General features: G+C 65.0%; 16 protein-coding genes and 1 pseudogene. 6 read left to right on the top strand and 11 right to left on the bottom strand.

Annotated features, from left to right (window positions below; all coding sequences use genetic code 11):
- The first annotated feature begins 32 nt into the window (after positions 1 to 32).
- Both I6F31_RS29565 and I6F31_RS29560 read left to right on the top strand, forming a co-directional pair.
- A complete protein-coding gene (locus tag I6F31_RS29565) occupies positions 33 to 1454 on the top strand; it encodes an MFS transporter (RefSeq protein WP_225148398.1) in 1422 nt (473 codons plus the stop codon).
- A 123-nt stretch (positions 1455 to 1577) separates the two neighbouring features.
- Complete coding sequence (locus I6F31_RS29560) at positions 1578 to 2027, top strand: PEGA domain-containing protein (RefSeq protein WP_036025610.1); 450 nt, start codon at positions 1578 to 1580, stop codon at positions 2025 to 2027.
- A 77-nt stretch (positions 2028 to 2104) separates the two neighbouring features.
- Here I6F31_RS29560 and clpA read toward each other — a convergent pair whose 3' ends face one another.
- A complete protein-coding gene (gene clpA / locus I6F31_RS29555; protein WP_225148397.1) occupies positions 2105 to 4513 on the bottom strand; it encodes an ATP-dependent Clp protease ATP-binding subunit ClpA in 2409 nt (802 codons plus the stop codon).
- A gap of 286 nt (positions 4514 to 4799) precedes the next feature.
- A complete protein-coding gene (gene clpS / locus I6F31_RS29550) occupies positions 4800 to 5132 on the bottom strand; it encodes an ATP-dependent Clp protease adapter ClpS (RefSeq protein WP_036015195.1) in 333 nt (110 codons plus the stop codon).
- Positions 5133 to 5611: 479 nt separating this feature from the next.
- Here clpS and I6F31_RS29545 point away from each other — a divergent pair, with 479 nt between their 5' ends.
- Positions 5612 to 6973: a TadE/TadG family type IV pilus assembly protein gene (locus I6F31_RS29545; protein ID WP_225148396.1), complete on the top strand. Its 1362-nt coding sequence runs from the start codon at positions 5612 to 5614 to the stop codon at positions 6971 to 6973.
- 73 nt (positions 6974 to 7046) lie between these two features.
- On the opposite strand, the gene I6F31_RS29540 is transcribed toward I6F31_RS29545, so the two are convergent.
- Entirely contained in the window at positions 7047 to 7385 is a 339-nt protein-coding gene (locus I6F31_RS29540; RefSeq protein WP_028135884.1) for a phasin family protein, read from the bottom strand.
- Positions 7386 to 7772: 387 nt separating this feature from the next.
- Here I6F31_RS29540 and I6F31_RS29535 point away from each other — a divergent pair, with 387 nt between their 5' ends.
- Positions 7773 to 9623 (top strand): D-alanyl-D-alanine carboxypeptidase, encoded by a 1851-nt coding sequence (locus I6F31_RS29535; RefSeq protein WP_225144612.1) that lies wholly within the window; start codon positions 7773 to 7775, stop codon positions 9621 to 9623.
- Between the two features lie 230 nt (positions 9624 to 9853).
- On the opposite strand, the gene I6F31_RS29530 is transcribed toward I6F31_RS29535, so the two are convergent.
- The 4 genes from I6F31_RS29530 to I6F31_RS29515 all read right to left on the bottom strand — a co-directional run bounded on the left by I6F31_RS29530 (position 9854) and on the right by I6F31_RS29515 (position 13670).
- Positions 9854 to 10579, bottom strand: coding sequence for a DnaJ domain-containing protein (locus tag I6F31_RS29530; RefSeq protein WP_036015208.1), 726 nt, complete (start codon positions 10577 to 10579; stop codon positions 9854 to 9856).
- Positions 10580 to 10649: 70 nt separating this feature from the next.
- Positions 10650 to 11399, bottom strand: coding sequence for a hypothetical protein (locus I6F31_RS29525; protein ID WP_036025619.1), 750 nt, complete (start codon positions 11397 to 11399; stop codon positions 10650 to 10652).
- 144 nt (positions 11400 to 11543) lie between these two features.
- A complete protein-coding gene (locus I6F31_RS29520) occupies positions 11544 to 12404 on the bottom strand; it encodes an alpha/beta fold hydrolase (RefSeq protein ID WP_036015213.1) in 861 nt (286 codons plus the stop codon).
- Positions 12405 to 12746: 342 nt separating this feature from the next.
- Positions 12747 to 13670 (bottom strand): division plane positioning ATPase MipZ, encoded by a 924-nt coding sequence (locus I6F31_RS29515; RefSeq protein WP_036015216.1) that lies wholly within the window; start codon positions 13668 to 13670, stop codon positions 12747 to 12749.
- Positions 13671 to 13952: 282 nt separating this feature from the next.
- Between I6F31_RS29515 and panC the strand changes: the two genes are divergently transcribed.
- On the top strand, positions 13953 to 14804 hold the full coding sequence (gene panC, locus I6F31_RS29510) for a pantoate--beta-alanine ligase (protein ID WP_225148395.1): 852 nt from the start codon (positions 13953 to 13955) through the stop codon (positions 14802 to 14804).
- Here panC and I6F31_RS29505 read toward each other — a convergent pair.
- From I6F31_RS29505 to I6F31_RS29490, 4 genes are all read right to left on the bottom strand, one after another.
- Positions 14801 to 15241 carry a DUF1489 domain-containing protein gene (locus I6F31_RS29505; protein WP_036015220.1) on the bottom strand — a complete coding sequence of 147 codons (441 nt, stop codon included), beginning with the start codon at positions 15239 to 15241 and terminating at the stop codon, positions 14801 to 14803. The two genes, panC and I6F31_RS29505, sit on opposite strands and share 4 nt — an antisense overlap.
- A gap of 42 nt (positions 15242 to 15283) precedes the next feature.
- Positions 15284 to 16285, bottom strand: coding sequence for a hypothetical protein (locus tag I6F31_RS29500; RefSeq protein WP_036025621.1), 1002 nt, complete (start codon positions 16283 to 16285; stop codon positions 15284 to 15286).
- A 156-nt stretch (positions 16286 to 16441) separates the two neighbouring features.
- Complete coding sequence (locus I6F31_RS29495) at positions 16442 to 16645, bottom strand: hypothetical protein (protein ID WP_085969273.1); 204 nt, start codon at positions 16643 to 16645, stop codon at positions 16442 to 16444.
- A gap of 275 nt (positions 16646 to 16920) precedes the next feature.
- Complete coding sequence (locus I6F31_RS29490) at positions 16921 to 17583, bottom strand: glutathione S-transferase family protein (protein WP_036025622.1); 663 nt, start codon at positions 17581 to 17583, stop codon at positions 16921 to 16923.
- A gap of 75 nt (positions 17584 to 17658) precedes the next feature.
- Here I6F31_RS29490 and I6F31_RS29485 point away from each other — a divergent pair.
- Positions 17659 to 18053, top strand: a pseudogene (locus I6F31_RS29485) (DUF599 domain-containing protein); the annotation flags it as partial.
- Positions 18054 to 18555 lie beyond the last annotated feature (502 nt).

Here is an 18555-nt window from a genome sequence, read left to right as displayed (position 1 = left end):
GAGTCCGATTCGCCAACGATACGCCGCTCACGATGTCGACAGTCACCATTGAGCATGCCGACGGCCTGCCGCAGCCGCAACGCAATCAGGCGGTGCTGACCATTGCGCTCGGCATCGTCATGGCGGTGGTCGACAGCACCATCGTCAATGTGGCGCTGCCGACGATCGCGGCCGATCTCGATGCGACCCCGGCCTTGTCGATCTGGATCGTCAGCGGCTACCAGCTCGCGATCACGATCTCGCTGCTGCCGCTGGCTTCGCTCGGCGAGGTCGTCGGCTATCGCCGCGTCTATCTGGTCGGGTTGGCGCTGTTCACGCTGGCCTCGGCCTTCTGTGCGCTGGCCCACACGCTGCCGCTGCTGACGATCGCGCGCATCCTCCAGGGCTTTGGCGCGGCCGGCATCATGAGCGTCAACGCCGCGCTGGTGCGTTTCACCTATCCGCGCAGCCTGCTCGGCCGCGGCATCGGGCTCAACGCGCTCGTCGTCGCCTTCTCGGCCGCGATCGGCCCGACACTCGCCGCCGGCATCCTCGCGGTCGGAAGCTGGCCCTGGTTGTTCGCGATCAACGTGCCGCTCGGCGTGGTGACGCTGGTGCTGGGCCTGCGCAGCCTGCCGCACACCAAGCCCGCGAGCCGCTCGTTCGACTGGCAGAGTGCGGGGCTGTCGGCGATCACGTTCGGCGTCGGCATCGCGGCGGTCGACAACGTCGGTCATGGCGAGGCCGCGATCACCTGTCTCGTGCAGTTTGCCATCGCGATCGCCGCGGGTGCGCTGCTGATCTATCGCGAGACTCACATGACCTCGCCACTCTTGCCAATCGACCTGCTGCGCATCCCCGTGTTCGCGCTGTCGATTGCGACCTCGATCGCATCGTTCTGCGGGCAGATGCTGGCCTTCGTCGCGATCCCCTTCTATCTCCAGAGCCGCTTCGGCTATTCGGCCGTGCATATGGGCCTGTTGATCACGCCATGGCCGATCGCATTGGCGTTTGCGGCCCCTCTCGCCGGCCGCCTGGTCGAGCATTATCCGGCCGGCCTGCTCGGCGGTATTGGGCTCACGCTATTCGCCTGCGGCCTTGGCGCGCTGGCCTTCCTGCCGGCGACGCCAACGCCGCTCGACGTGATCTGGCGGATGGCGCTCGCCGGCGCCGGCTTCGGTCTGTTCCAGACCCCCAATAACCGCACCATGATCGCAGCCGCCCCGCGCGAGCGCGCCGGCGGCGCCAGCGGCATGCTGGGGACGGCGCGCCTGCTCGGCCAGACCACCGGAGCGGCGCTGGTGGCGCTGTTGCTCGGACGGTATCCGCTTGAGGGGACCAGGCTGGCGCTCCTTGTCGGCGTTGGATTTGCGCTGTGCGGCGCGATGCTGAGCATGCTGCGGCTTTCCACAGCCGGCGCGCGCGGTGCCGAGCACGTCCGCGTGCAGGACGATCAGCGCCTGCGGGGTGAATAGCCGGACCCGACCCGGTTCGCGCGTAGTCGTGCACAACCTCCGCGTGGCTTAACTATTCGGAGCAATGGCCTATTGCCCTCCCGCGCCGGTTGCGCATAGTGGCGGTGGGACAAGGGGCATTTCATGCGTTCATTTGGAATTGTGGCGCTCAGCGTCATGCTGGGCGGCTGCGCGTCGGTCACGCGCGGTACGACGGAGAATATCAGCATTTCATCGACACCATCAGGCGTGGAAGCCGTCGTCAGCGGAATGGACGTTCCGACCACCTGCACGACCCCTTGCTCCGTGGTCGTCAAGCGGAACGCCGACATCTCGATCACCTTCCAGAAGGAAGGCTATCAGCCGCAAATCGTTCCGCTCAGCCGGGACGTCCAGACGGGCGGAGCCGCGGGTTTTGCGGGCAATCTCCTGTTGGGCGGTATCGTCGGCATGGGCGTCGACGCAGCGACCGGAGCCGCGACCGATCACAAGCCGAATCCGGTCATCGTGACGATGCAGCCGTCGGTCCCGCACGCAGCACCGCGCGCACCGAGAAAGCCGCGGCCACCGCGCGAACCGCAGGCCGGAACGTAAGGCCTCCTCGCGCAGACATCGGTGCAAACAAAAAGGCCGGCTTTGCAGCCGGCCTTTTCGATTTCATCACGTGCCGATCAAACCTTGACCAGCGGCCCCTTGGAGGTCGGCCCCTTTGAGCCGCCGGGGCCACCCGGCTTGGATTTGCCCGGCGGGCGCTTGCGGGTGCCGGGCAGCTTCTCCTGCTTCGGCGTGACCGGGCCCTCGACGAATTCGAAGCCGATCTTCTCCTTGGTCTCGTCGGCGTCGTCCTTGACAAGGACGACGCGAACGTGGCCGCCACCCTTGAGCTTGCCGAACAGCACCTCGTCGGCCAGCGGCTTCTTGATGTGCTCCTGGATCACGCGCGCCATGGGACGTGCGCCCATCTGCTCGTCGTAGCCGTGCTGGACCAGCCAGGCCTTCGCCGGCTCGGACAGCTCGATGGTCACATCGCGGTCGCCGAGCTGCGCCTCGAGCTGAAGCACGAACTTCTCGACCACGGTGCCGATCACCTCGACGCTGAGATGGCCGAACGAGACGATGGCATCGAGACGGTTGCGGAATTCCGGCGCGAACTGCCGGTTGATCGCCTCGTGATCGTCGCCTTCCCGCTTCGACCGGGTGAAGCCGAACGCCTGCTTGGCGAGATCCGCCGCGCCGGCATTCGTGGTCATGATCAGGATCACGTTGCGGAAGTTGACCTGCTTGCCGTTGTGGTCGGTGAGCCGGCCGTGGTCCATGATCTGGAGGAGCACGTTGTAGAGGTCGGGATGCGCCTTCTCGATTTCGTCGAGCAGCACCACGCAATGCGGATGCTGGTCGACGCCGTCGGTGAGCAGGCCGCCCTGGTCGAAGCCGACATAGCCGGGAGGCGCGCCGATCAGGCGCGACACGGTGTGCCGCTCCATGTACTCGGACATGTCGAACCGCAGCAGCTCGACGCCGAGCGTCGCCGCGAGTTGCTTGGCGACCTCGGTCTTGCCGACGCCGGTGGGGCCAGAGAACAGATAACAGCCGATCGGCTTCTCCGGCTCGCGCAGGCCGGCACGCGCCAGCTTGATCGAGGCGGCGAGCGATTCGATCGCCTTGTCCTGCCCGAACACGGTGCGCTTCAAGGTCTGCTCGAGATGCTTGAGCACCTCGGCGTCGTCCTTCGACACGCTCTTCGGCGGGATCCGAGCCATCGAGGCGATCGTGGTCTCGATCTCCTTGATGCCGATGGTCTTCTTGCGCTTGTTCTCGGCGACCAGCATCTGCGCCGCGCCGGACTCGTCGATCACGTCGATCGCCTTGTCGGGCAGCTTGCGGTCGTGGATGTAGCGCGATGAGAGCTGCACCGCCGCCTCGATCGCCTCGTTGGTGTACTTCAGCCGGTGATAGTCCTCGAAGTACGGCTTGAGGCCCTTGAGGATCGCGATGGCGTCCTCGACCGTCGGCTCGTTGATGTCGATCTTCTGGAAGCGCCGCACCAGCGCGCGGTCCTTCTCGAAGTGCTGGCGATATTCCTTGTAGGTGGTCGAGCCCATGCAACGGATCGTGCCCGAGGCCAGCGCCGGCTTGAGCAGGTTCGAGGCGTCCATCGCCCCGCCCGACGTCGCGCCCGCACCGATCACGGTGTGGATCTCGTCGATGAACAGGATGGCGTTGGGATGCGCCTCGAGCTCCTTGAGCACCTGCTTCAGGCGCTCCTCGAAGTCGCCCCGATAGCGCGTGCCGGCAAGCAGCGTGCCCATGTCCAGCGAGAACACGGTGGCGGCCGCCAGCACCTCCGGCACTTCGCTGTCGACGATGCGCTTGGCAAGCCCTTCTGCGATCGCGGTCTTGCCGACGCCGGCTTCACCGACGAACAGCGGGTTGTTCTTCTGCCGGCGGCACAGCACCTGGATCGCGCGATTGATTTCGGAATTGCGTCCAATCACCGGATCGATCTTGCCGTCGCGCGCCTTCTTGTTGAGGTTGACGCAATAGGTCTCGAGCGCCTCGCCCTTCTTCTTGGCGTCCTCGTTACCCTTGGTCTCGGTCTCCTCGTCGACGCCGCGCACCGGCCGCGCCTCGGAGACGCCCGGCCGCTTGGCAATGCCGTGGCTGATGTAGTTGACGGCGTCGTAACGCGTCATGTCCTGCTCCTGCAGGAAATACGCGGCATGGCTCTCGCGTTCGGCGAAGATCGCGATCAACACGTTGGCGCCGGTCACCTCTTCGCGACCGGACGACTGCACATGGATCACCGCGCGCTGGATCACGCGCTGGAAACCGGCGGTCGGCTTGGCGTCGTCGGCGCCATCCGTCACCAGGTTCTCGAATTCGGTCTCAAGGTAGTTGACGAGGCTCGTACGGAGCTTGTCGAGATCGACGCTACAGGCGCGCATGACGGCGGCTGCATCGGAGTCGTCGATCAATGAGAGCAAGAGATGCTCAAGCGTCGCGTATTGGTGATGACGCTCATTTGCGATCGCCAGCGCACGATGCAGGGATTGTTCAAGGCTTTGGGAAAAAGTCGGCATTCGCGTCCTCTATGGCCCCCACCATCATGATCGTCATCGCCCGGTCAGGCAACAACAACCTTTGTCACATATAGTTATACAAGACCGCGGCGAAAGACCGGTTCCGCGACTCGGCGGCGACACACTTGCGGCATTTTCGATGCAAAACCCGTTCCGATTTGGGCGGGATCGGCGCCGGCGCAGAATTCCGTAGTTTTGCCGGCTGCAGCCCACCGCGCGCAGCCGCTACGCGACAATCACACTGCGGCTTGTACAAGAGCCGGCTTCAAACGCGCCGCAAGCCGTCTTACTTCTTTTCCATCACGCATTGCAGCGGGTGCTGGTGCTTGCGGGCGAAGTCCATCACCTGCGTCACCTTGGTCTCGGCGATCTCATAGGTGAACACGCCGCACTCCCCGATCCCGTGATGATGGACGTGCAGCATGATCTTGGTCGCGGCTTCGATGTCCTTGTTGAAGAACTTCTCCAGCACGTGAACGACGAACTCCATCGGCGTGTAGTCGTCGTTGAGGATCAGCACGCGATACAGGTTCGGCCGCTTGGTCTTGGGCTTGACCTTGGTGATGACCGACGTGCTCGGACCCGAGGGAGTACCCGAACGGTTGTCGTCATTGCTCATGCGAGGCGCGTCGGCAGCGGCTGGCGCGGACAGATCGAGGCTGGAAGTCAATTGCAGCATGGCACAGGCGTTCAAATTCCCCACGGAAGCGAATGGCGGTCACCGCGCGACCCCGCCCTTCGGAGCCTGGCGCAGGCGCGCCGCCTTGGATCGCCGCTCCCGGCAAATGCGGTCGAGGCCGGATCGCTCGCCAGCAATATGGCCCTGCCCCCGGCCCGCCGCAAGCACGCGGGGGTTCAGCCCATGCGGTCGCAGCAGTCCCGATTCCCGGTCGGGGCGATCCTGATCAGGTTAATCAATCCGGAGCGATTTGACAAAAATTTCCGCGCGGCAGGTTTAGAACGTGTTGACCAGGAACCCGGCCGTTAACCCGGCTGCGACGGTTTTCCGCAAAACGCTCCGTTTTTCTACGGTCCAATTTACCTGCCATTCAATGGCATGGCGCGAAATCGGGCAAAACACAGAATTCGGGGATCGTCATGTCTGGTCTGCCCCTCGTCAGCCGTCTTGGTCGACAACTCGCCCGTTTCGCAGCGGCCGAGCAAGGCAATATCGCAGTGATCTTCGCCATTGCGCTCGTTCCAGTGCTGAGCTTCGTCGGCGCGGCGATCGACTATAGCCGCGCGGCCCAAGCGCGCACCGCGATGCAGTCGGCCCTCGATTCCACCGCGCTGATGCTGTCACGGGACCTGTCCGCCGGCACCATCTCGACGTCTCAGATCTCCACCAAGGCCCAATCCTATTTCAACGCCCTGTTCACGGACACCAAGACCCTGCCCTCGGTCAGCGTCGGCGCCACCTACAACGCGAGCACCAGTATCGGCTCGACGATCCAGCTGACCGGAACCGGCACCTACACGACGAGCTTCATGAAGATCGCCGGCTTCCCGACCCTCGACGTCGGCACCTCATCCACCAGCGCCTGGGGCCTAACGCGCATGCGCGTGGCCTTGGTGCTCGACGTCACGGGATCGATGGCGTACGACGACAAGATGCCGGCGATGAAAACGGCCGCGAAGAACCTGGTCGACCAGCTCAGCGCGCTCGCGAAGACCAACGGCGACGTCTACATCTCGATCGTGCCGTTCGCCAAGGACGTCAACGTCGGCAGCAGCAACTACACGAAGAGCTGGATCGATTGGTCCGACTGGGAGGCCGTGAACGGGACCTGTAGCAACACTTCCTACACGAGACAGTGGACCTGCGTTAATAACGGCAAGACTTGGACACCGAGGAACCACAACACGTGGAACGGGTGCGTCACCGATCGTGACCAGGACTATGACACCAAGAACACGACTCCAGTGAGCAGCAATTCGGCTACGCTTTTCCCGGCCGAGCAATATTCCTACTGCAACTCCAGCAATTCGGCCTACATCCAGCCGGTCATGCCGCTCAGTTACGATTGGACCTCGCTCAAATCTCTGATCGACAAGCTGGTTCCGACCGGCAACACCAACCAGGGCATCGGCCTTGCCTGGGGCTGGATGACGCTGTCGATGGGCGACCCCATGAATGCCCCGGCCAAGGACACGAACTACACCTACAAGGATGCGATCGTCCTGCTCTCCGACGGTCTCAACACGCAAAACCGCTGGTACAGCGGTGCTTCGCAGATCGACGCTCGCCAGAAGGTCCTCTGCGACAACGCCAAGGCCCAGCCCAACAACATCACGATCTATACGGTGCAGGTGAACACCGGCGGCGATCCGACCTCGAGCGTGCTGCAATATTGCGCCAGCGGCAGCGACAAGTTCTATCTGGTCACTTCGGCGAGCCAGACGGTCTCGGTGTTCAAGGATATCGGCACTTCGCTGTCGAAGCTGCGCGTCGCACGCTGACGGTCGCATCGCTCCCCAACAAAAAGCCCGGCTGGTTCAGCCGGGCTTTTCGATTCCAGGATGTCTCGAGACGTTACTGAGCGGCCGGGGTGAACTTCGACACGATGGTCTCGACCGGCTTGAACGCCTGCTTGGCGAGGTCGCTGTAGAGGCCGGCGATCTTCTGCGATTCCGCGACAAAGGTTTCGTAGGCGGAACGGGCAAAATCGGTCTGCGCTTCCATCGCCTTGTCCAGCGACTTCACGCCGGAAAGCTTCTCGACGAAGGACTTGGTGTCTTCGAACGACTTCTTCGTGTAGTCGCCATAGGCGCTGGCGATCGCCTGGAGGCCGTGCTGCACCGAGGTCGCGGAGGCAACGCACTGCTCGAACTGCTCTTTCCCGTAGCTCTGGAAGTCTTCAACCTTGAACATTTCGGAATCCTTTTCCCTGGCTCGCGTCGGGAAGCCCCGGCTCCCTGACTCCGCCCAAAATTAGTGCAACGCACAACAAAGTCAAGAATCTTGTGCGACGCACAAATCCGGCGCAAATCGCAGAGATTCCCGGGGTTTCCCGCAAGGGTTCCTTAAGCTTTTGGAAACCGGGCCACCCTACCTTGATTCCCTGGACGTGGTCACTTCCGCGAGCGGCCAAAAGCCGTTTGAGAACATCACCTTAGCCAGAACAGCGGCTCGGGTCCAACGTCCCCCGCGGCCAACAACCAGCGGAGGGACAGCCTGAGCAGGTAATGATCCCGGGTCCGTCGGGCACAATTTCGCCTCACGAGCCGGTGATCAAGTCAGAAACGGGGACGGGGTTCCATGCTTCGTAAAAACTTGTCTGCCTCGCGCTGGGCGCGGGTTGGCGTTTTCGGGCTTCTTACGGTCACCACCGCAGTCATCTTCACCGTCGACGCAGCCGAGGCGCGGCGCCATCGTCGACATTACGCGCACCACCGGGTGCAGCACGACGTGTCCGAGAGCTCCAGCTCGAAATTCGCGTCCATCATCATCGACGGCAATTCCGGCGCAGTGCTCCAGGCGACGAGCCCTGACGCGATCCGCCACCCGGCCTCGCTGACCAAGATCATGACGCTCTATCTGCTGTTCGAGCGCCTCGAATCCGGCAAGATGAAGCTCGACACCGAGATGCCGGTGTCCAAGCACGCCGCCGACCAGGATCCGACCAAGCTGAATCTGCGTGCCGGTCAGACCATTCGCGTCGAGGACGCGATCAAGGGCCTCGTCACCCGTTCGGCCAACGACGCAGCCGTGGTGATCGCGGAAGCGATCGCCGGTGACGAGGACGACTTCGCCCGGATGATGACGCGCAAGGCGCGCTCGCTCGGCATGTCCAGGACGGTTTACCGCAATGCCAACGGCCTGCCCAACGACGAGCAGGTCACGACCGCGCGCGACCAGGCCACGCTGGGTCGCGCCATTCAGGAGCGCTTCCCCCGCTACTATCGCTATTTCGCGACCTCGACGTTCAATTGGCGCGGACAGTCGATCCGCAACCACAATCGCCTGCTCGGCAGTGTCGAAGGCGTGGACGGCATCAAGACGGGCTACACCCGCGCCTCCGGCTTCAACCTCGTCAGCTCGATCCGCCGCGGCAACCGCCACCTGATCGGCGTGGTGCTCGGCGGCCGCAGCGGTGGCTCGCGCGACGCCATCATGCGCAACCTGCTCGCGGAGAACCTCGACAAGGGTGCGACCGTCCGCACTGTCGCTGCGGTCACGGAGCGCAACGGCACTGAAGCCAACACCGATGTCGCCGATGCCTCGGATATGCCGGCACGGCCCGCCCTGCCGGTCCAGGCCGCGGCGGCCCCTGCTCCCGAAGCCGCCCCTTCGCGCCTCGCCGCGCGTCTGTCGACGCTGGCCGCAGCGACTGCGGCGATGCCGCCCGCTCACTCCAAACCCGAAGCTCGGCCGACGGAGTCCAAGGTGGAGCCGGCGCCGCTCACCAATGGCGTGATCTCGAGCCAGCCGCTCTCCATCATCCCCGGCTCGTCCGAGCCGATGAAGCCGGTTCGGGTCAAGACCGTTCAGGTCAAGGCCGGCGCCGTGAAGGTCGCCTCCGCGGCTCCGGCCCAAGGTGGTGTCCAGGTCGTTGCGCCGCCGGTCACCAGCACCGTCCCGCACCGCTCCGACGTCGCGGAAACCTCCGGTGCCGTCGTCGCCAGGGCAGATCTCATCAACAAGCCGGAGGCGGTGAGCCAGCCCGAAGCGCCGAAGGCCGAGATGGCCCGCACCGAACTGCCGCGGCAGCCGGCGGGCTTCGGTACCGGCAACGGCATCCTTGGCGTGCTGCCGGCCGCAACCGCCGCCGCACCGGCTCCCGCCGCACCCAAGCTCGCCTCGGCCGACCCGGCGCCGCAGCCGATCCAGATGAGCGCCACCACCAAGCCCGCCGTCATCCACAGCGGCTGGATCGTCCAGGTCGGTGCGCTCGAGAGCGAGAACGAAGCTCAGCAGCGCATCGACGCGGCCCGCAACTCGGCCCGCGGCCTGCTCAGCAAGGCGGACCCGTTCACCGAGCCGGTCGTCGCCAAGGACAATCGCAAGCTTTACCGCGCCCGCTTCGCCGGGCTCGAGCGCGATCAGGCCGAAGCCGTCTGCCGCACCTTGAAGCGTGCCGAGATCTCCTGCATCACCGTTCGCAACTGATTTTCTTCTCCGCTCCAGACCAAATGCCCGCGCCTTGCGCGGGCATTTTCGTTTTGGTGAGGCGGTGATGCCGCAGGCTCCGGACAAGGCTGTTCCACGACAACCTCTCGTCAAGGATTTACGGTTAAAACTTTGCTCAAGGGGATGGACCACGCCGACAAGGGCGGGCGACGGCAGACAGAGCAAACGGAGCTCACGCGGTACGGGCGTTTGTAGCGTTGGTGCCGGAGTTAGCCGTTATGCGTGCGAAGCAGAGTATCCTTGGCCTCGTTTACCCGGGCAGCGAGATACGTCGAGCCCCCCTGGTCGGGATGGAGTTTCTTCATCAGGGACTTGTGGGCCCGGCTGATGTCATCGCGCCCCGCTCCCGGCTGCAAGCCAAGGATCTGATAGGCTTCCTCCGCCGTCATTTTGCTGCTCGCCGCCGTGCGGCGCTGCCGCCCTGCCGTATCGCCCTGCGCGTTCTGACGCCAAGCGGGAAACCGGCGGTCCAGATAGCTTTCAAGTAAGGCCACGCTCTCGGCGTCGAACGTCGAGACCATCGCGAGCAAGCCGGCGAGATCGAATTCGTCGAGATTGCGCCCGGCATGAGGCCCCGCAACGATCTGGCCGGAAAGCTGGCCGGAATCGTGGTCGAGCCGCATGTCCAGGAATTGCGAGCGCACCCGCGAGGCCTGCCCGGACGGGCGCGTCGCACCGCCGCCGAACAGCCCGCCGACATTGCCGAAGCCGGCATTCGCGAGTGGTGTCCAGCCGAGCAGGCCCGCGCCGAAAATTCCGAGCGGGATCGCAACCGCCAGCTCGCCGCGCAAGCCGGTGAAGGCCGCGACCACCAGCGCCAGCACGCCGCCGCCGAACTTGAGGGTGCGCGCCAGCACCGCTGGATTGGCGGAGCGGAACATCTGGAGCAGCAGGTACAGCGTGATAACGGCGACAGCGCCGGCGATCAGGGTCATGGCCGGAATATAGTCGTGCTGTTGTCAAAAAGCATGGCGCCCAGCGCCGCAAGCCGCACCGGCCGGGCCGCTATTTCATCTGGCTGATCAGCTTCGCCGCGCCACTCACGCTTCCAGCCAGCTTCAACAGCGCCTCACGTCCACCCGCGGCATAGGCCGCAGCTGCCCGCAACAGCTCGCGCAGCTGCGCTGCCGCACCGGGATCGAACCGGCACCAGGCACCGCCAGTCAGCCGCGCCATCTCGCGGAAGGCCTGTTCGGCGACCGCGTCATGGCCCTCCTGAAAGACGAATACGGGCACCTTGAGCATGCCGAGCTCGCCGGCCTTGGCGCAGAGCTCGTCGATGTCTTCCTCCATGGCATCGCCGACGAAGACCACGGCCCGCACGCCGGATGCGACTGCCTCGCGCCTGGCCTCGCTCAGGACCTTGCCGATCTGGGTATCGCCGCCGCGGCAATCGATCTTGCTCATCAGCGTCGCCAGCCTGGCGCTGTCGGAAATCCAAGCCGTGGCTCGGCACTCGTTGAGGCCGCGATAATAGACCAGCCGGATGTCGAGACTGCCGAGCGCTGCGGTCTCGCGAAACATGTCGGCCTGGAGCGCGCAGGCCATGTCCCAGGTCGGCTGCCGGCTCATGGTCGCATCCAGCGCGAAGATCAGCCGCCCCCTTGCGCCCGGGGCATGCGGCGAGAGGGTCCGCGCCTTGGCAACGAACGCGGCGATGTCTTCCGAGGTCGAGGTTTGCGCTTGCGGCAGCACGCCGTCTGCTCGCGCCGAGACGGTATCGCGGCCGCGCGGTTTGATGGGTTCGCCCGACATCGCAGCTACACCTTGCGTCAACAGCTAATGTGGTCAGCGCATGCGGCCCGGTCAATGCGCAAAGCCTCCGCGGGCGGGCGCCGGCGGAGGCTTTGCCAATTGGTGCAGCCTTGCGACGACGTCAGCTCGGTAAGCTCTTGGACGTCAGCTCTTGGCAGGAGCCATCAGGGCGACCGGGCCCGGCTCCAGGATCTTGGGCGGGGCGGACTGCGTGTCGACCGGTGCGATCTCGCTGTCGGTCGCGCTCAGGAACTTGTCGAGCATGCTCTGGATCGAGCTTTTCGCCACATCCGGACCGGTATCGCGCATGTCGTTGTGCTGGAACTCGGTCTTCACGACCTGAATGCCTGCCTGCTCGCATTCCTCGTCGGTTGGAATCACGCCGGCGTCGGCCTTGAACTGCGGATCCTGGGAGCGGAACGACAGGATCTTGAACTTGCCCGCGGTAACGAAGGGCACGCGCAGATTGTCGAGGGTGACGACCTTCTTGACCTCATCCGGATACTGCTTGGCGAAGTACATGGTGATGTCGCCGCCCATGGAATGGCCGACCATCGTAACCTTGTCGTAATCGGCGTTGGGCTGAACCTTCTTCATCTCGTGCACGGCGAGATGGATGTTGGCGACGCCGCGCAGGATCTGCGGCAGCCGGCCGACATAGAGCTCGCCGGGCTTGGTGACCATCGGAGGATCAGTCGGCAGATCGTGCTGCGGGCTCATGACCATGTAGCCGCGCGCAGCGAAGATGTTGGCGAGGAAGCCGTATTCGGTGTTCTTGACGGTGTTGCCGTGATTGATCACCGCGACGGGCAGCTTGATCATGCCGGCATTGGCCTGCATTTCCTTGTCGCGGCGCACCGCGATGGAAACAGGCACCGGACGGTTATCGCGCGAGGCATCGTAGAATGTGATGGTCTCGTGCTTGATCGCCCACTTGCTCGCCGTGAAATAGGCGATGCCGCAGAGGGCACTGACCGAAACCAGAACGGCAATTCCACGCTTCATTTTCGTCCTCAGCCTCAGGCCTAAGCGGCCTGAATCCCTGTTGAAAATCGTGTTCTCCGGGGCTCTTCGTCCCCTTGTCGCCTATTCCCTAATATATGTCACAGCAGCGTGACAGGAAGGCTAAATGTTGTGAATCGGCAGCCCTTTCATTGTGCGTTGCACTCTTTCGGTGAGCACCCCATTCTCATACCCTACGTGAGGGTGCAGGTCCCTATTCGACGCAACCGGTCTTGATCGGGTTCGACTCGCGGTAAATGCAGGGTGAAAACGCGCGCGGCGCAGTCCCGGTTCCCGCGCCAGCCGAAGGCCCGGATCGGCCGGGAGTAGCGCTATACCGCGAGGTCAGGCGCCGAGGATATCGTGGACCTCGAGCGGCTTGTCGACCTGGCTGAACCACTCGGCCCGGTTGGCCGCGCGGCGGCGGCCGCGCTCGTCGAGCGGGAGCTTGAGCTGGCGGAGCAGGCTCGTCACCTCCTCCCGCGCAGTGAGATGGCCGAGATTGGGCCGCATGCCGAGCGTGGCCTCGTCGATATCGTCCAGGGCGGTCAGGCCGCGTGGGAAGAATTCGCGGTACACGACGCGCTCGGCGAACCCGTCGACGTAGCGGAAGCCGAGCCGCAGCGACAGATCCTTCAGGCCCTCGGCGACGAGCTGCTTGTTGCGCGAGCCGAGCATGGAAAGGCGGTTGCGCACGACGATCCAGTCTGTGGTTGCGCCGTCGAGCTGGCGTCGCTTGCGCCTGACGTCACGCACCATCTCGGCGTAGTGGCTCTCGCCCGTCACTGCGTAAGTCGCGGGATCGACGGTGCCGAGCACGTCGAAATCGAGGAAGCTGTCGTTGATCGGCGTGACCAGGGTGTCGGCCATCGAATGCGCGAGCCGCATCAGATAGCTGTCGGTGCCGGGCGTATCGATGACGATGAAGTCGAAGCTGCTCTCGACCGCGGAGACGGCTTCCATGAACTGCTGGAACTCGGAATTCTCGTTCTCGGCAATCTGCATGGTCTCGCCGAGCTTGATGCAGCGATGCACCGGCAGCTCGAGGTCGAGCTTGGTACGTTGCGCCCAGGCGGACCGGTTGCCGATGTAGCGCGTGAAGCTCTGCTGGCGACAATCGAGGTCGATGGTGGCGACGCGCTGGCCGGCCTTCAGAAGTGCAACGGCGATGTGCAAGGCCGTGGTCGATTTGCCGGAGCCGCCCTTCTCGTTGCCGAGCACGACCACGTGCGCCGAGCCGGATTGGCCTTGGCTAGCCTGCACAAGCATGGCGATCCTCAACACCCCTTGCGAATATCTTCGAGTTGACCGCGTCAGCGGTCAAGTGAAATGCGTAACAGGAAATGCAAATTGCAACGCGCCGTTCTCACGATGTGTCGCGGCGCCGTCTTTCGTCTGTGATCCAGCCCACAATGTCGCGACGTTCTACGCCGCCTTGCGCGGGATGCTGTGCCGCATCCGGATGCATGGCGTCCACGATCTCCGCTTGTTAAGGTTAGCCGCCGGGCGCGACGCCCCGCACCTGCGCCGCTTCCCAATCGTCGAGTCCCAATGTCAGCAAGCCCATTGATCGCCCGCACGGTCCCCGCCCTGCGACGCGCCGTCGACAATCTCCGCAAGCGAAAGGCCACGATCGCACTGGTCCCGACCATGGGGGCACTCCATGACGGGCATGTGTCGCTGGTTCGCCTCGCCAAGCGGCGCGCCAGCCGCGTCGTGGTGTCGATCTTCGTCAACCCGACCCAGTTCGCTCCGACCGAGGATTTCGGCGCCTATCCGCGCACCTGGAAGGCCGACATCGCCAAGCTCGCGGCCGAGGACGTCGATATCGTCTGGCACCCGGGCGTCGCGGCCATGTATCCGGAGGGGTTTGCCACCCGCATCGCGCCGGAGGGGCCGGCGCTCGCCGGCCTCGAGGACCTCTTCCGCCCGCACTTCTTCGGCGGTGTCGCCACAGTCGTCGGCAAGCTGTTCACGCAAGTCCGGCCGGATGTCGCGATCTTCGGCGAAAAGGATTTCCAGCAATTGCGCGTGGTAACGCAGATGGCGCGCGACCTCGACCTCGGTGTCAAGGTGATCGGCTCCCGCACCGTGCGCGAGCGCGACGGACTCGCGATGTCCTCGCGCAACGTCTACCTCTCGCCCGAGGAGCGCCAGACCGCCATTGTCCTCTACCGCGCCATGAGAGAGAGCGCCGGGCGCATCCGTGCCGGCGATTCGATCGCACCGGCGATGGCCGGCGGTGCGGACATGGTCAAGGCGGCCGGCTTGGTGCTCGACTATTACGAGGTCCGCCATGCCGAGACGCTGGCACCGGTCACCTCGCGCAAGGACGGCCCCTTGCGGATCCTGGTCGCAGCCAAGCTCGGCACCACTCGGCTGATCGACAATATGGCTGTTTAGAGCAGTCCGAGGTCACGCAGCTCGCGCCGCATCGGCTCCGGCATCGCCGCAATCGAGCCGGCCGCTGACTTGCCGAGATCGGCCGGCACGGAATCGTCGGTCAGATAGCGCCAGCCCTGGAACGGGCGCATCGGCCGCGGCGAGACCGAGATCACTTTCGGCTGCATCACGATCCGGCAGCGCCCGATGCCGTCCTTGTCGCGGAACGGCTCGATGCCGATGATCTTTTCGCGCGCGGCGATCTCGCCCTTGATCACCCAGTAGAGCGAGCCGCCGGCGAGGATCTCGGCGTCGCGCTTGGGCACCATGCGGGTGATGTGGATGTGATGTTGCGGCAGACCCTTCTTCTTGGCGGTCTGCATCCGTTCGGCCACCCACTCCTTCAATTCCTTGACGGAGTCGCAGCCGACGGCGAGCTTGATCAGATGGAGTGGCATGCCCAAGCATTAGCCGGGCAACCCAGCATTTGGAATGCCGATCTACTCGTTATCCGCAGGCGCGGGCGCGGCGGTCGAGGCCGGCGGCGGCGCGAGCGGAACCGGCGCCGCAGGCGCACGCGCAGCCTTTTGGGGCGGCGGCTTCTTCGCAGCCGGCGGGCTCGATGCCGGAGGCGCTGCGGCCTGTGCGGAGGCCGCGGCCGGCGCACGCGGTGCTGCCGCCGCATTTGCGGCCGGCGCGGCCTGGCGCGTCGCCGCCGTGGGCTCCGGATTCATGATGCTCACCGGCGGCGTCGAGGACGCGCTCGGGAACTCGGCATTGGTCGGCCTGCCCGTCGGCATTGACGGCGGCAGCCCGGCGAGCGCGGCGTTGGCGGGCATCGCCGCTGCGGCTGCTGCGGGCGCGTTCCAGGTCGGCGCATAGCGCGCGACCAGGGTCTCGTAGAGATGGGAGTCCATGTTGGCGGCAACCTGCTGCTGGTCGGTCAGCGAGCGGAACGCGGCGCAATCGAACTGCGTGCAGCCGTCACGCGCCACCAGCACATGTGCAACGAGACCGTAACGATCTCGCTCGAGCGACTTGCGCAGCACCTTCATGTCGAGGGTCAGGCTCTTCTCCGCCGTGGCGACATCGCCGAGCGCGGTCAGGCGGTCGATCCTGGCGGCGGTGTAGGAGACCGCCGCGGCCGCAGCGTCAGGCGCGCCGAACAGCGCCTTCTCGCAGCCGGCGCCAACGGCATCGCCGGCGAGATCGTCGAGACAGGACAGCGCAGGCAGACTCGCGCTCACCACAGCCTGCGCGCGCGCCTCGGCCGGAGCGGACGGCGCGTCCGGTCCATAGAGACGCACCGTGGCTGCGCCGGCGATCGCGATGGATAGCAGGGTAATGACGGTCAGCGCGCCGTTCGCGACCGATCTGTCGGCGCGCAACAGCGTGATCAGCAGAATCAATCCGAAGAATCCGGCAGCCGCCAGCGTCATCCAAATCGGGAAGGCCGGCGAGAGCCAGATTTGGTCGAGCGAAGTGGCCCATGCCCAGTTCATGCGCGACGTCCCCTCACGCGAGCAAAGAGCGGATGGTCAAGCGAGCACCGCGAGTCGGCAACTGCCCCCGCCCACCCTTGTGAAGGTGAAGCGGGCCTTTTGACGGCGGCAGAGTACAATTCCCGGGAGGCGCCTATGCACTGACGGCGTCGGCCTTCAGGAGAGCGCGAGCTGGCTTTCCTTGGCGACGCGCTCGAAGGCTTCGGTCGAGCTTTTGATCCGATACTGGCAGTCGTCGCCTTCGGTCGGGAGCAGACGGATGACCTCATACGCGCCGCTCGCAGCCGGACGCGCGACATTGCTGGCCGTGAATAGGACGCGCGTTCCCACGGGGAATTTGTGCTTCAACACCCTCTCCATTACTCAAACAGCGCCCGCCTCGCCCAGTGTCCCACTGCGAGGGCCGGCCGGAAACCCGGGCGGCTGTATAGCACGCGTCCGATGCTTTTGGCCAGCGCCATGCCGGCATGGCCCGCGCACAATTTTTGCAGTTATTTCAGGATGATAACGGGACAGCCGGTGGGGCGATGATACCGGCGGAGCTGCTTATTCCGCCGACATGTCGCAGGCCTGTCGCACCCTCCTCCCGATCGGCTGGCGTCCCCGCCTCCGGCCGGCGCCGGTCGGACTGCCGCTCAGGCGTCCTCGAACTTGGCGATGACGAGCGTTTCGGCCAGTCCATCCCGGGTCCATTCCTGGAACGCCGGCAGCGCCATCATGGTCTCCATGTAGGCCCTGGTGTCCGGCGCCACCTCGATCGCATAGGTGCGGAAGCGGTGCACGACGGGGGCATACATGGCGTCCGCCGCACCGAAGCGGCCGAACAGGAACGGTCCCTGTGCGCCATAGCGGGTGCGGCACTCGCGCCAGATCTCCTCGATGCGCGCGATGTTCGCCTTGGCATCCGCCGACAGCGCCACGGCGCGGATCGGCCGATGCAGGTTCATGCCGCATTCGTTGCGCAGCGCCACAAAGCCGGAATGCATTTCGGCGCATACCGACCTGGCATGCGCGCGCGCGGCGACGTCGTCAGGCCAGAGCTTCGCTTCCGGATAGCGCTCGGCGACGTACTCGATGATGGCAAGCGAATCCCACACGGTGACGTCGCCGTCGACCAGCACGGGCACCTTGCCGGCGCGGCTGAAGGACAGGATCTGCGCCTTGTCGGCGGGATCGTCGGTGTAGAGCGGGATCAGCGTCTCCACGAACGGGATGTCGTTGGCGCGGAGCGCGAGCCAGGGCCGCATCGACCATGACGAGTAGTTCTTGTTGCCGATCGCGAGTTTCAGCGCAGCCATGTCACTGGTCCTTCGTTTAGTCCTGCAGTTGCAGCCGCTTTTTAGCGCCATCGCCTGCCGCCAATCAATCGTTGCTCGCCCGCTTTGTGGGAGCTGAAATGCGTCGGCCTCGTGCTGATTTGCGTCTACGCCTTCTTCAAATTCGCCTGGGCCTATCGCCTGTTCAACTATGTCGCAATCCTGTTTGGCGGTATGCCGCCGGCCTCACAGCGCGACACCCCCGAGGCCGAAGCCCACGTCATCCGCACCTCGCGCCTGTTCGAATCCGCCGGCCGCCACTTCAACCGCGGCCAGCGTGCCTTCTTCTTCGCGCTCGGCTATCTCGGCTGGTTCGTCAGCCCCTGGGTGCTGTTCGTGACCACGGCAGCGGTCGTGGTCGTGACCTGGCGGCGGCAGTTCGCGTCCAGCGCCTGGGCCGCGATGGCACCGGGGCGGTGGATGGTGGTGAGGGGATGAAGCGAGGGCATTGAGCCACGTGTCCCGGACAAGCTGCAACGCGTGAAGCGTTGCGGCGCAGAGCCGGGACCCAGCGCCACACGGATTGCTCGGAGGCATGGGCCCCTGCTCTGCAGCGCATCGTCGAACCGGACGATGCTTCGCATCGCCGGGGGGACGCTGCGCTGCGTCCGGGGCACGAGATCGGATCACAGACATGCCTTCGCGATCTCGCGGCTGCTTCGCCCGAGCTTTGCTTCGTCTCGCCGCCCTCAGATGCAAGAGGGCGCAGGGAAGGCCGGGTGCCGGCGGCACCCGCGGTCCGCTGCGCTGGAGCACACGCAGGAAGAACCGCACAGCAGCATACAGGTGAAGCCCAACACACGGCCTTCCCTGCGCGATGGTCGGACGGCTTATGCCGCGCTCTCCTGGGAGCCGAGTTCCCTCTGGCCTCCCTCGCTCCCGCGAAAGTCACCGGCACCGCGCCGGTTGACGCCAATGCCGCATTCGCCAGAGCTTGACCGTAGCAACGACGGC

Origin of the sequence: Bradyrhizobium sp. NBAIM01 (assembly GCF_020194115.1) — a bacterium.
GTDB classification, from domain to species: Bacteria; Pseudomonadota; Alphaproteobacteria; order Rhizobiales; family Xanthobacteraceae; genus Bradyrhizobium; species Bradyrhizobium yuanmingense.
The sequence above is the reverse complement of the archived record's forward strand: the minus strand, read 5'-3'. Positions and strand labels throughout refer to the sequence as shown.